Raw genomic sequence first — 13461 nt, 5'->3', positions numbered from 1 at the left:
AATGTGCCTAATTCTTACGACACACGTAGTGATTATTTCGGCAGCAAATTTGAACGGGTGATTCGGAAAGTGAACCAAAGAGAACTAAGGATGGCCGCGGTCTTGCTACCGAGATAAACCGGAGGTTTTGAGATGGGCGAATTGATGAGAACACAGAACTCGCGCATCGCCGCAATCGGTGAGTGCATGATAGAGCTGCGCCAAAACAGTGACGATACTCTGCATCATGGATTTGGTGGCGATACGTTAAACACTGCGATTTACATGGTTAGATTATTAGGAGACCGTGCAAAAATTGACTATTTTACGGCATTAGGTAATGACAGCTTCAGTGATTCGATGTGCCGTGCGTGGGCTAAAGAAGGTATCGGATTGACAGGGGTGCAGCGCCTTCCTGGCCGTTTACCCGGACTTTATTGCATTCAGAACGATGCCGCAGGGGAACGCCGATTCTTATACTGGCGCACTGAAGCTGCTGTTCGCGATTGTTTCGCCACTCTGCAGTCGAAAGAGATTCTCGAAACCTTGACACAGTACGACCTGCTTTATATCAGTGGCATTACTTTGGCAATTTTAGGCGAACACGGTCGAGGTCGCTTGTTACCTGCGTTGCGTCGAGCACATGAAGGAGGCACGCGGATCGCTTTTGACAATAATTATCGACCTCGCCTATGGTGCAGTGTCACAGAAGCACGAATAGCGTACCGAAATATATTGCCGATTACTGATGTGGCGTTAGTGAGCGAAGAGGATGACCAGGCATTGTTTGGCTACTCTACCACTGAACAGCTACTTTCAGCTTACGCCGAGTTTGATATCGAGGAAATCATAGTTAAGAGAGGTTCAAACAGTTGCCTATTAGATTGCGAAGGGGAACGAGCTGAGATTGATAGTCAGCGGGTCGATCAAGTGATTGACACAACCGCAGCCGGAGACTCGTTCGGAGCAGCTTATCTGGCGTCGCGCATCCTTGGTAGAAGTCCTGGATTATCTGCGGTCAATGGTCACCGACTTGCTAGCCTGGTGATACAGCATCCCGGAGCCTTGATTTCGACAGAGCTGATGGCTAATTTCGCAATATGAAATACATCTTAAGCTTTCCAATTTTCATTGTTCGACTTCAAGCGTTTTTTCTACATAGAGCCCTATGAAACCGGGTGCGTCCCTTTATAGTTGACGATCACCCGGCGAGGGCAGAAGTTAATGGTTATAAGCGCTTTCGTTATGCTCAGCCAAATCCAGCCCCATTTCCTCAACATGCTCATCTGCCCGCAAACCAATCAGCGCCTTGATCACTTTTAGGATGATCCAGCTGACTGCGAAACAGTACACCGTGGTGAACAGCACCCCTTTTATCTGTGCCACTACCTGACCACCCAACGTCACACCTTCCACCAGACCACCCAGCGACGGCAGGCAGAACACGCCGGTTAGCACCGCGCCAATCATGCCGCCGATGCCATGCAGGCCGAACACGTCGAGGCTGTCGTCGTAACCGAAGCGTTTCTTCAGCACGGTCACGCTGAGGTAACAGAACACGCCGCACAGCAAGCCAATAGCCAAGGCGCCGCCGACTCCAACGTACGCACACGCCGGAGTGATGCCGACCAGACCTGCCAGCGCACCACTGGCCAGACCCAACGCGCTGGGTTTGCCGACCTTGAACCACTCGGTGAACATCCAGCCTAGAATCCCGGCACACGCGCCCAGTTGGGTGTTGAGCATGACGATCCCGGACAGACCATTCAGCCCGCCGCCCGAACCTATGTTGAAACCGAACCAACCGACCCAGAGCATCGCCGCACCGACCATGGTCAGGCTCAGGTTATGAGCGGGCATCGGCGCGTTTGCGTAGCCCTTGCGCTTGCCCAGCATCAGGCACGCTGCCAGCGCCGCAACGCCTGCGTTGATGTGCACCGCGGTGCCGCCAGCGAAATCCAGCACGCCCCAGTTGTGCATCAGCGCACCCGCTCCGCCCCAGACCATATGCGCTACCGGCGCGTAAACCAGGGTGAACCACACGGCCATGAACAGCAGCGCCGCCGAGAACTTCATGCGCTCGGCGAACGCACCAGCGATCAGCGCTGGGGTGATGATGGCGAAGGTCATCTGGAAGGTCACGAACACGCCTTCGGGGATATCCCCCACCAGGCTTTCAGGCGTCATCCCGGCCAGAAACGCGCGACTCAAGCCGCCGACGAAGCTGTTGAAGCTGACCTGACCTTCGACCATGTTAGTGGTGTCGACCACCATGCTGTAGCCGTAGATCACCCACAACACGCCGACTAGTCCGGCCACGCCGAAGCACTGGGTGAACAGCGAAAGCATGTTCTTGGCCCGTACCAGACCGCCGTAAAACAGTGCTAGCCCCGGCAGGCACATGAACAGTACCAGCACCGCCGCGGTGATCATCCACGCGGTGCTGCCAGTGTTGAGCGTCGGGGCGTCGGCCGCCTGAGCCAGAGGAACGAAAGCGCCGAGCGCCCCGGATGTAAAGGCAGAGAGAAGAAGGGATTTGCCGGAAAGATGGTTAACCATTTTCGAAGCTCCTGCAATGAATGGAAAAGTGCCTGGCAGAAAGCGATGTGATGAAGCGTCGGGCCTGGTTGGCCTCTTTTAATTTGATGAGCGTGATCCATGTAGGAGCGCGCTTGCCCGCGATGGCTGTATGTCTGCAAAAAATGCGTTGTCTGACACGACACTATCGTGTTCAAGCGCGCTCCTACAGGGCCGTAGCGCCTTTTAGTACCCCTGCCCCGGAATCCACGAAGTCCCTGCCAGTGGCACCCGAGCCATGGCCGCCGACTCAACGGTCAGTGCCACCAGATCCTCGGGATCGAGGTTGTGCAGGTGCGATTTGCCACAGGCGCGGGCCATGGTTTGCGCTTCCAGCACCAGTACACGCAAATAGTTGGCCAATCGGCGACCGCCCTCGACCGGATCAAGACGCTTGGACAGCTCCGGATCCTGGGTGGTGATACCGGCCGGGTCTCGACCGTTCTGCCAGTCGTCATAGAAACCCGCCGCAGAACCGATCTTCTTCAGCTCTTCGTCCAAACGCGGATGGTTGTCGCCCAGGGCGATCAACGCAGCCGTACCAATGGCCACGGCATCAGCGCCCAATGCTATTGCTTTGGCCACGTCGGCACCGTTGCGAATGCCACCCGAGACAATCAACTGCACCTTGCGGTGCATACCCATCTCCTGCAGCGCCTGAACTGCTTGCGGAATGGCCGGCAGAATCGGAATGCCAACGTGCTCGATGAACACTTCCTGAGTCGCCGCCGTACCGCCCTGCATGCCGTCGAGCACGATGACATCAGCCCCGGCTTTCACGGCCAGCTTGACGTCGTAGTAGGGGCGGCTCGCGCCGATCTTCACGTAGATCGGTTTTTCCCAATCGGTGATTTCGCGGATCTCGGCAATCTTGATCGCCAGATCGTCCGGGCCGGTCCAGTCCGGGTGACGACAGGCCGAGCGCTGATCGACGCCAATCGGCAGAGTGCGCATGCCAGCCACACGTTCAGTCACTTTCATGCCCAGCAGCATGCCGCCGCCACCGGGTTTGGCACCCTGTCCCAGCACGATCTCGATGGCATCGGCTTTGCGCAGATCGTCCGGATTCATGCCGTAGCGGGACGGCAGGTACTGATAGACCAGATGCTGCGACTGACCGCGCTCTTCCGGGGTCATGCCGCCGTCGCCGGTGGTGGTGCTGGTGCCCGCGATGGTTGCGCCACGGCCCAGGGCTTCCTTGGCGTTGGCAGACAGCGCGCCGAAGCTCATGCCCGCGATGGTCACCGGAATCTTCAAGTGAATCGGCTTCTTGGCGAAGCGGTTGCCGAGGATCACATCGGTGCCGCATTTCTCGCGATAGCCTTCCAGCGGATAGCGCGAAACGCTGGCGCCGAGCAGCAGCAGATCGTCGAAATGCGGCAGCTTACGCTTGGTGCCGCCGCCGCGAATGTCATAGATGCCGGTTTCCGCGGCACGCTGGATTTCCTGGATTGTCAGGCGATCGAAAGTGGCCGACTCGCGCAGGACGGGTGGGGCTTTTGGAGTATTGGACTCGCTCATGTTCTTGCTCCTGAATCAGTACGCGGAGGCGTTATCGACTTTGAAGTTGTACAGCTGACGGGCCGAGCCATAGCGCTTGAAATCCGAAGCCTTCTCGTTGAATCCGGCGCGATTGAGCAGCTCTTGCAGCTCTTCGATGTGCTCGGCGCGCATCTCTTTCGCGATGCAGTCCGAGCCCAGCGACTCGACGTTGCCTTTGACGTAGATGCGGGTCTCGTACAGCGAGTCGCCCAGCGCATCGCCCGCATCGCCGCAGACCACCAGGCGACCGGCCTGCCCCATGAAGCAGCTCATGTGGCCGATGCTTCCGCCGACCACGATGTCGATGCCCTTCATGGAAATCCCGCAACGGGCGCCGGCATCGCCTTCAATCACCAGCAGACCGCCGTGGGCCGTGGCGCCTGCCGCTTGCGAAGCGCTGCCTTTGACGCGTACATAGCCCGACATCATGTTTTCGGCACAACCCACGCCGACGTTGCCATGCACGGTGACTGAGGCTTTCTGATTCATTCCGGCGCAGTAGTAGCCGGCGTGCCCCTGAATATCGATGGACACCGCTTCGTTAACGCCGACCGCCAGGTTGTGCGCACCGTTGGAATGGGTCACGACCCACTCACGGTCCTGCACGTTGTTGACTTGATCATGTAGCGCCTGATTCAGCTCACGCACGGTGGAGGTAGAAAGATCGATAGTTTTCATATGTGCGTTCCTTAGGCCGACTCGCGTTCCCAGATGTACATGGTGGCGGGAACGGGTTCCCAGACTTTGGCCTTCTCGATGCCCGGCAGGCTCGACAGCGCCTGATATTCCGAGGCCATGGCAACGTAATCGTCGGTCTCGGCGAGGATCGCCGGCTTGCAGGCAATCGGGTCGCGGATCACCGCAAAACCGTTGCGCGTGCCGATCGCGAAGGTGAAGAAGCCATCCAGCGCTTCCAGCGAACTGTCCAGTGCGGTCTTCAGCGAATCGCCCTGTTGCAGACGCCAGGCCAGGTAACCGGCGGCGACTTCGGTGTCGTTCTCGGTGTCGAAATTGATCCCTTCGCGGCGCAATTCCTGACGCAGACGGAAGTGATTGGAGAGCGAGCCGTTGTGCACCAGACACAGGTCCGCACCGGTGGAAAACGGATGGCTGCCTTCCATGGTCACGGCGCTTTCCGTGGCCATGCGGGTGTGACCGATGATGTGGCTGCCTTTCATGCTGCCCAGACCGAAGCGCTCGGAAATTTCTTTCGGCAGGCCCATGCCCTTAAGGATTTCTATGCTCTTGCCAGCGCTCATGATGCGCACGGTCGGCGCCAGTTCACCCAGCGCGGCACGTACTGAGGCTTCTTCAGCCTTGATCTTCAGGACGATGGCGCTGGCGTTCTGGAACCAGTCCAGCGAAGCACTGAGCTTGCCTTCAAGCGCTGCGATGAGCGCCTTGAAATCGTAGTGTTCAGTGGTCGCCTGCAAGGTCAGCTTGACCCAGCCATCGCCCACTTCATCGCCATAAATGGCAAAACCTGCGCTGTCCGGACCGCGATCGGTCATGGCTTCGAGCATCGGCTCGAAGAGCTTGCCGAGCTGGGATTCCAGCGCCGGATTCTTGAGATAAAGACCTACGATTCCACACATATTCATAACTCCTGGGCAGATGACGCCCAACCCATTGGCAAGCGTCAGAAACGGGTTTGTTAAAACGAGGGGATTAGAAAAACTCTGTGTAGCGCTTCACTTCCCAATCACTCACATGCCGGCTGTATTCCACCCACTCCATGCGCTTGAGCTTGATGAATTCACCGACGATTTCGTTGCCCATCACTTCGGCAAACAGCGGGTCGGCTTCCAGTGCATCGCAGGCTTCTTTGAGCGACTGCGGCAGGGTCTTGATGCCGCGTGCGGCGATTTCTTCGAGGCTCAGTTTGTAGAGGTTCTCGTTGCAGACCTGATCGATTTCCAGCTGACGATCGATGCCGTCCAGGCCGGCGGCGATGATCGCGGCGCTGACCAGATACGGATTGCAACCGGCATCCGGCAGGCGGAATTCGAGGCGGCCGTAAGGCACGCGGACCATGGCCGAACGGTTGTTGGAGCCAAAGGCGATAAAGGCTGGTGCCCAAGTCGCGCCGGACAACGAGTTGCCGACCACCAGGCGTTTGTAGGAGTTGACCGTCGGCGCGGCGAACGCACACAACGCCGGGCCATGGGCTAGCAAACCGGCAGCGAAGTGGTAGGCCATCTTCGACAGGCCCATGCCACTCGGGTCGCTGGCGTCGTGGAAGAGGTTCTTGTTGGTGGCGCTGGCGATGGACAGGTGGAAGTGCATGCCATTACCGGCGCGCTTCGGGTCGGGCTTAGGCATGAACGAGCAGATCATGCCCATGTCATTGGCGATTTCACCGGCGGCCATGCGGAAGAAGGTGAAGCGGTCCGCCGACTCCATGGCATCGCTGTAGGTGTAATTGATCTCGAATTGGCCGTTGGCGTCTTCGTGGTCGATTTGGTAGATGTCGAAACCCACTGGCTGCAGCGCTTCGGTCAGGCGTTCGAGGAATTCACGGGAGCGCGACAGGCCTTTGTAGTCGTAGCAAGGTTTGTCCAGCGAATCGCTAGCGTCGACCAGTTGCAGGGCACCCGCGGCGTCGCGCTTGAACAGGCTGAATTCAGGTTCAAGGCCGGTGTTGAGGATCCAGCCACGGTCGCTCAGACGCTCCACCTGCTTTTGCAGCACGTAACGACTGTCGTACGGCCATGGCTTGCCTTCGACGTGACCGATGCACACTACCCGGCCATATCCCTTCTGCCATGGCACTGGGGTCAGTGACGACAGATCGCCCTTGGCCATAAAGTCCGGCCCGTGGGGCTCCATGCCCATGCCACAAATGGCGAAACCAGCAAAACCTGCGCCGTCTTCAGCGACCATTTGCAGGCCCGAGATCGGCACCGATTTGGTCTTGGACGAACCATGGATATCGACAAACTGGGCCAGCACGTACTTGATGCCGTGCTCCTCGATCAGCCGCTGTGTTTCGGGTGGCAACATGTTCATTCACTCCTGGTGAAAAACTACGCATGAGAGTTTTGTTGACTGATGGCTTTTATTCCAATCAGGAAACTATCTTTCTCATCAGGAATGCAAACCTCTTGCCAACTTGCCAATGCATACAAAGAAAGGCTGATGAAGGGGAATTTGCCCTCTATATATGGGAAACTCGTTTTCACTAGGGGAATATGCTGTCGCAGACAGAGCATCCAGAAATCAAATCGCACATTCCTGGTGCGAATTTAAAATTATTGAACGGAAACCGTGCGCAGCCGATGAATACGCCAGTAGAACAACAACCGAAGTTGAAGCTTGAGCAATATCTGGGTATTCAAATCAAGCGCCAGCGGCAAGCGCAGGAGTTGAAACTGTCCGATGTTGCGCGCATCGCAGGAATCAGCCAGGGCATGTTGAGCAAGATCGAGAACGCCCAGGTCTCCACCAGCCTGGAGAACCTGAGCCGCCTGTGCGACGTGCTCGGCATGCCCATGTCCAAGCTGTTCAGTCAGTACGACCAGCAAGGCAGCAGCGCCCTTTTGGTCAAGCATGACGAAGGGCTGGAAGTGGTGCGACGCGGCACCGAGAAAGGCCACACCTATCACCTGCTCAACCACACCCGCGGGCCGAAGAAGAGTTTCGAGGCCTACATGGTGACCATGGACGACGCCAGCGAAGAATTCCCGACCTTCTCCCACCCCGGCACCGAGTTTCTGCACTTGCTGGAAGGCGAACTGGTGTATCGCCACGGCAATCAGCTGTACCACATGGAAGCGGGCGACAGCCTGACCTTCGACGGCGACATCCCCCATGGGCCGGAAGAGCTGGTGCAAGTGCCAATACGCTTATTGTCGATCATGAATTACGGCGCACAGGGAGAGTAAGTAAGGGCCTCGACATAGGGATATTGAATAGTTTTGTACCGGCTGGTGATGGACCATCCTCTCAGCGTGACGCAAAATGCCCCCCTAGCCTTGAACCGGATTGCACCATGTACCTAACAAAACTCGAAATTTCCGGCATTCGCTCTCACAAAAACTTCGTGTTCCAAGTACCCGAAGAAAAACCTTGGGGTTGGCACGTTATCCTCGGTGATAACGGCGCTGGTAAGTCAAGCTTTGTTAAATCGTTGGCGCTCGCGCTGGCAGGCCCCACTGAGGCCCGAGCATTGCGTCAGGACTGGAGCACTTGGTTGAGTGTAGGCAGCGAGCAAGCCATTGTGACTGCTCATCTAACATGGAACCCTGAAGTTGACTCGATCACAGGTCAGGGCCGTGCCCCGGTTAAGAAGCTGGTCTGCCAGATCATGATCGAATCCAACGATGAGGCCCTGAGTACCGGAGCAATTCTAGTGGAGGGGAAGCACAAGTCGAAAGGGCTCGAACGCACCCTATGGGGCCGAAGCAGTGGGTGGTTTTCCGCATCCTTCGGACCATTTCGCCGCTTCACCGGCGGCAATCGTGATTACGAGCGCATGTTCTACACCAACCCTCGCCTGGCACCGCACCTTACCGCCTTTGGTGAGGACATCGCGTTGACTGAATGCTTGGAATGGCTTAAATCGCTGCACATCAAACAACTCGAAAGCAGAGATGACTCGCAGTTCCTGGACAGTTTGATTGCCTTCATCAACAACGGTGAACTTTTACCCCACGGGTCACGAATCAGCAGAATCAGTTCTGAGGAAATAATCTTTGTCGATGGGAACGGCAACGAGGTCAGTGTTGATTTCCTCAGCGATGGCTATCGCTCAATTCTCAGCCTCACCTTTGAGCTGATTCGCCAATTGACCATCAGTTACGGCCAGGCGGCTGTAGCACAGGAAATTCAGACCGGCGCCATAAGCCTACCAGGTATCGTAGTCATAGATGAGGTCGACGCGCACCTGCACCCATCCTGGCAAAAACGTATAGCACCCTGGTTCTTGAGCGTGTTTCCTAGGCTGCAATTCATCGTTACCACTCACAGCCCTATCATCTGTCAAGCCGCCGAACACGGCTCCGTATGGCGCCTACCGACACCAGGCACTGATGAATCGGGTGGGAAAATCCAAGGCGATACACTCAATCGTTTGATCTTCGGCAACATTCTTGAGGCTTACGACACTTCCTTTTTTGGAGTCGATGTGAGCCGCTCCGAAACCTCGCGCTCCCAGTTGCTGGAGTTGGCGCAGCTTAATCGCAAGCAAGCATTTGGTGAATTGAGCGAAAACGAGTCCATGAGAATAGCCGCGTTGCGTGCAACGATGCCCACTGCGGCATCGGTGGCCGAACGGTCGGGACTGGAGGTGGAATGATTCAGCTCCCTTACACGGATGTTCCGCAGGAAATGCTCTCTGGCTTGGCCGACTACCAGAGGGTTGTCGACAGTCAAGCCTCGTATGCGGAGCGAGTTGCCAAGGCCAAATCCGAGTTTTCCACACGTAACAAAAAAACCAACATGGTTTTCAAAGAAGTGCGAGCTGCACTGTCGAGGATGTGCACGAACACCCGCCGCTGCTGCTATTGCGAAGATTCGATGGCGGACGAAGTCGAGCATATCGCGCCTAAAGACCTTTACCCTGAACGGGTGTTTGACTGGCAGAACTATCTATATGCCTGCGGGCCGTGCAACAGCCCAAAAGGCAGCCAGTACGCAGTCGTAACAGCCACCGGCGAGCTACAGCCAGTCAATCGACCTAAGGGTGCTCCAGTCACCCCTCCTATGGGCGGAACACACGCGCTGATCAACCCGCGATTGGAAAACCCTCAAGACTTCTTATGGCTGGATATTGTCGACACGTTCAATTTTGTCGCGTTGGCTGATCCAGGAACCATTTCGGAGAGAAGGGCCATCTATACATGCAAGATTTTGGCGCTGAACAATCGTGATGTTCTCATTGAGGCCCGACGTGTAGCGTTCGGCTCATACCGAGCACGGCTTTTTGAGTACATCCATAAACGCAACGGTGGCGCCGAAGACGCTGAATTGCTCAGACTGATTGCCGGTTTGAGGTCAATGGCAAATCCAGCAGTATGGGCCGAGATGAAAAGGTCGCATGCGGCACGTCCTGAGATCAACCAGTTGTTCATTCAAGCGCCAGAAGCTTTGACCTGGTGATTTTGATCTAGCTTGGCAATCTGCCTCTGGTCGTGTGACCCACGACCTTAAAAATTTTCCCACCAGTTAAAAAAGTTTCCAGAAACCTCTGGACGCGTTGTCTCCTTTCGCCTATAAAACAGCCTTCATGAATATTTAATTCCTGATAGGAATTTTTATTCATCTGCAAAATACCCGTTCACCCCTGAATTTTTCGCGCTGATCGTTATCCGTTTGCTGAACTACCGCCATCTTCCAGAGGACATGCCATGCAACACGAAAAGAACCATTTCATTCTCAAGATCAGCTGTCCGGCGACCTCCGGCATCGTTGCGGCGGTCACCTCTTACCTGGCGGGCAACAGCTGCTACATCGGTGAAATGGCGCAGTTCGACGACGAATTCAGCGGCAAATTCTTCATGCGCGCGGTGTTCCGTTTCAACGACGGTCACGCCGGCGAGATCGCCCAGCTCAAGGCCGGTTTCGAAGACGTGGCCAAGGCGTTCGATATGCAGTGGGAACTGCACGACACCCGCGAGCCCATGCGTGTGCTGCTGATGGTGAGCAAGTTTGATCACTGCCTCACCGACCTGCTCTACCGCTACCACAAGGGCGAGATGGAAATGACCATCACCGCCATCGTTTCCAACCACCTCGACCTGCGCCCCATGGCCGAGCGCGAAGGCATTCGTTTCATCTACCTGCCGGTGACCAAAGACACCAAGGCCCAGCAGGAGGCGGCGCTGATGAGAGTGGTCGACGAGACCGGCACCGATCTGGTGGTCCTCGCCCGCTACATGCAAATCCTCTCCGATGACCTGTGCAAGCAACTGTCGGGCCGAGCCATCAACATTCACCACTCGTTTCTCCCTGGCTTCAAAGGCGCCAAGCCTTATCACCAGGCTTACGAGCGTGGCGTCAAGCTGATCGGCGCCACCGCCCATTACGTCACCAGCGACCTGGACGAAGGCCCGATCATCGAGCAGGAAGTGCAGCGCGTGGATCACGTCTACCTGCCGGATGATCTCGTCGCCACAGGTCGTGACACCGAAACTGTTGCCCTGTCGAAGGCGGTGAAATACCACCTGGAGCATCGGGTTTTCCTCAACAAGGACAGAACGGTAATCTTCCGGTGAGCACTTCCAAAATAATCGATGGCAAAGCCGCAGCCGACCGCGTACTCGCTCACGTCAAAGCCGACGTGCAGAAACTGAAACTCGAAGGCATTGAGCCTGCGCTGGCAGTGATTCTGGTGGGTCAGGACCCGGCCAGTCAGGTCTACGTGCGCAACAAGATCCTGCGCGCTGAAGAGGCCGGGATTCGCTCGCTGGAGTACCGCCTGAGCGCCGACACCTCTCAGGCGCAGCTGCTCAAGCTGATCGCCGAACTGAACGCAGATGACGGCGTCACCGGCATCCTCCTGCAGTTGCCGCTGCCTGCACACGTCGAAGAAACCCGTGCCCTGCAGGCCATCGCGCCGGGCAAGGACGTCGACGGTTTTCACAGCGAAAACGTCGGCGGCCTGAGCCAGGGGCGCGATGTACTGACGCCCTGCACGCCCAGCGGCTGCATGCAGTTGCTCGAAGACGCCTGCGGTGACCTGAGCGGCAAGCACGCAGTGGTCATCGGTCGCTCGAACATCGTCGGCAAACCCATGGCCGCCCTGCTGCTCAAGGCCCACTGCTCGGTGACCGTGGTGCATTCACGCAGTGTCGACGCCAAGGCTCTGTGCCGTCAGGCCGACATCGTCGTCGCCGCCGTCGGCCGCCCACGGATGATCGACGCCAGCTGGCTCAAGCCAGGTGCAGTGGTCATCGACGTCGGCATCAACCGTATTGAAGAAGATGGCCGCAGCCGCCTGGTGGGTGACGTCGATTTCGACAGCGCCCTGCCCCAGGTTTCGGCGATCACCCCGGTGCCGGGTGGCGTCGGCCCGATGACCATCGCCTTCCTGATGAAAAACACCGTGACCGCTGCCGTTCAGCAGGCCCACGCGCAGCGGTCCCAATTGCACAGCAGCACCTCGGAGGCCGTATGCCTTTCAATCTCCTGAAATACGGGCTCAGCTCGGAATACCCGGTCGAGGTCGATCTGCCTGCGCCGAAAGAACTCAAATCCTCTTACGACGTGGTGATCATCGGCGGCGGCGGCCATGGCCTGGCCACCGCGTACTACCTGTCGAAATACCACGGCATCACCAACGTCGCGGTGCTGGAAAAAGGCTATCTGGGTGGCGGCAACACGGCGCGAAACACCGCCGTGATCCGCTCCAATTACCTGACCAGCGAAGGCGTGCGTTTCTACGCCGAATCGGTGCGCATGTTCGAAGGCCTCTCCAACGAGTTTGACTTCAACATCATGTATTCGCACCGGGGCCAGCTGACCCTGGCCCACACCGACGCCACTGTGCGTTCGTTCCGTCAGCGCGCAGAGGTCAACAAACACTTCGGCGGTCGCACCGAGATGATCGACCGCCAGCAGATTCGCGAACTGGTGCCGTCGCTCAACCTTGATCCGGGGTACATCCCCGTACTTGCCGGCCTGTGGCACATCGACGGCGCCACGGCGCGGCACGATGCCGTGGCCTGGGGTTACGCCAAGCAGGCGGCCAAGCGTGGCGTGGAGATTCATCAGCTCACTGAAGTTCAGGAACTGGTCATCGAAAACGGCACCATCACGGCGGTCAAAACCAATCGCGGCACCATCAAGTGCGGCTGCGCGGTTCAGGCGGTCGCAGGCATGAGCTCGCAGCTGATGAAGAAGGCCGGGATTCGCTCGCCGATCCAGACCTTCCCGCTGCAAGCCATGGTCACCCAGCCATTCAAGCCCTTCCTCGACCCGCTGGTGAGTTCGTCCGCCCTGCACTGCTACGTGCAGCAGACCAGCCGGGGCGAAGTGGTGTTTGGGGGCGGGTCTGATCCCTACCCGCTGTTCAACACCCGCTCGACACTCGATCTGAAAGAAAGCCTGCTGGCCCACGCCATCGAAATGTTCCCGTTCCTGGCCAACGCCAAGCTGATGCGCCAGTGGGCCGGGATCACCGACATGACCCCGGATTACAGCCCGATCATGGGCCTGTCGCCGGTGAAGAATTACTACCTGGACGCTGGCTGGGGCACGTGGGGTTTCAAGGCCACGCCGATTTGCGGCAAGACCATGGCTGAGCTGGTCGCCAGCGGCGGCAAGGTGCCGGAACTGATTAGACCGTTCGGTCTGGAGCGGTTTTCGACCTTCCAGCAAGTCAACGAAATGGGCGCGACAGCGGCCAGTCACTGACCGCCATTG

At 57.5% G+C, this 13461-nt stretch carries 12 protein-coding genes; 7 read left to right on the top strand and 5 right to left on the bottom strand.

Annotation, left to right across the window (positions count from 1 at the left end):
- Nucleotides 1-132 precede the first annotated feature (132 nt).
- Nucleotides 133-1083 carry a sugar kinase gene (locus tag BFC21_RS05220; RefSeq protein ID WP_099421682.1) on the top strand — a complete coding sequence of 317 codons (951 nt, stop codon included), beginning with the start codon at nucleotides 133-135 and terminating at the stop codon, nucleotides 1081-1083.
- Nucleotides 1084-1200: 117 nt separating this feature from the next.
- Here BFC21_RS05220 and BFC21_RS05215 read toward each other — a convergent pair whose 3' ends face one another.
- From BFC21_RS05215 to glnT, 5 genes are all read right to left on the bottom strand, one after another.
- Nucleotides 1201-2538 carry an ammonium transporter gene (locus tag BFC21_RS05215; protein WP_054895788.1) on the bottom strand — a complete coding sequence of 446 codons (1338 nt, stop codon included), beginning with the start codon at nucleotides 2536-2538 and terminating at the stop codon, nucleotides 1201-1203.
- A gap of 204 nt (nucleotides 2539-2742) precedes the next feature.
- Nucleotides 2743-4077, bottom strand: a complete 1335-nt coding sequence (locus BFC21_RS05210; RefSeq protein ID WP_054895789.1) for an FMN-binding glutamate synthase family protein — start codon at nucleotides 4075-4077, stop codon at nucleotides 2743-2745.
- A 15-nt stretch (nucleotides 4078-4092) separates the two neighbouring features.
- Entirely contained in the window at nucleotides 4093-4776 is a 684-nt protein-coding gene (locus tag BFC21_RS05205; protein WP_054895790.1) for a protein glxC, read from the bottom strand.
- An 11-nt stretch (nucleotides 4777-4787) separates the two neighbouring features.
- Nucleotides 4788-5693 carry a glutamine amidotransferase family protein gene (locus tag BFC21_RS05200; protein WP_054895791.1) on the bottom strand — a complete coding sequence of 302 codons (906 nt, stop codon included), beginning with the start codon at nucleotides 5691-5693 and terminating at the stop codon, nucleotides 4788-4790.
- A 73-nt stretch (nucleotides 5694-5766) separates the two neighbouring features.
- Nucleotides 5767-7101: a type III glutamate--ammonia ligase gene (gene glnT / locus BFC21_RS05195; RefSeq protein WP_078468117.1), complete on the bottom strand. Its 1335-nt coding sequence runs from the start codon at nucleotides 7099-7101 to the stop codon at nucleotides 5767-5769.
- 275 nt (nucleotides 7102-7376) lie between these two features.
- Here glnT and BFC21_RS05190 point away from each other — a divergent pair, with 275 nt between their 5' ends.
- From BFC21_RS05190 to BFC21_RS05165, 6 genes are all read left to right on the top strand, one after another.
- Nucleotides 7377-7982, top strand: a complete 606-nt coding sequence (locus tag BFC21_RS05190) for a helix-turn-helix domain-containing protein (protein WP_054895793.1) — start codon at nucleotides 7377-7379, stop codon at nucleotides 7980-7982.
- A gap of 107 nt (nucleotides 7983-8089) precedes the next feature.
- Nucleotides 8090-9394 (top strand): AAA family ATPase, encoded by a 1305-nt coding sequence (locus BFC21_RS05185; RefSeq protein WP_070413562.1) that lies wholly within the window; start codon nucleotides 8090-8092, stop codon nucleotides 9392-9394.
- Nucleotides 9391-10197 carry a hypothetical protein gene (locus BFC21_RS05180; protein WP_070413561.1) on the top strand — a complete coding sequence of 269 codons (807 nt, stop codon included), beginning with the start codon at nucleotides 9391-9393 and terminating at the stop codon, nucleotides 10195-10197. Before BFC21_RS05185 ends, BFC21_RS05180 begins: the two co-directional genes overlap by 4 nt.
- Before the next feature lie 248 nt (nucleotides 10198-10445).
- Complete coding sequence (purU, locus tag BFC21_RS05175; protein WP_070413560.1) at nucleotides 10446-11312, top strand: formyltetrahydrofolate deformylase; 867 nt, start codon at nucleotides 10446-10448, stop codon at nucleotides 11310-11312.
- Nucleotides 11309-12229, top strand: a complete 921-nt coding sequence (gene folD, locus BFC21_RS05170) for a bifunctional methylenetetrahydrofolate dehydrogenase/methenyltetrahydrofolate cyclohydrolase FolD (protein ID WP_070413559.1) — start codon at nucleotides 11309-11311, stop codon at nucleotides 12227-12229. Before purU ends, folD begins: the two co-directional genes overlap by 4 nt.
- A complete protein-coding gene (locus BFC21_RS05165) occupies nucleotides 12211-13452 on the top strand; it encodes an FAD-dependent oxidoreductase (RefSeq protein WP_070413558.1) in 1242 nt (413 codons plus the stop codon). The genes folD and BFC21_RS05165 overlap by 19 nt, the downstream gene beginning before the upstream one ends.
- Nucleotides 13453-13461: the final 9 nt, after the last annotated feature.

The organism is Pseudomonas sp. TMW 2.1634, assembly GCF_001703595.1.
Classification (GTDB): domain Bacteria; phylum Pseudomonadota; class Gammaproteobacteria; order Pseudomonadales; family Pseudomonadaceae; genus Aquipseudomonas; species Aquipseudomonas fragi.
Note: the sequence above shows the minus strand (reverse complement) of the source record. Positions and strands in the feature narration are given on the sequence as shown.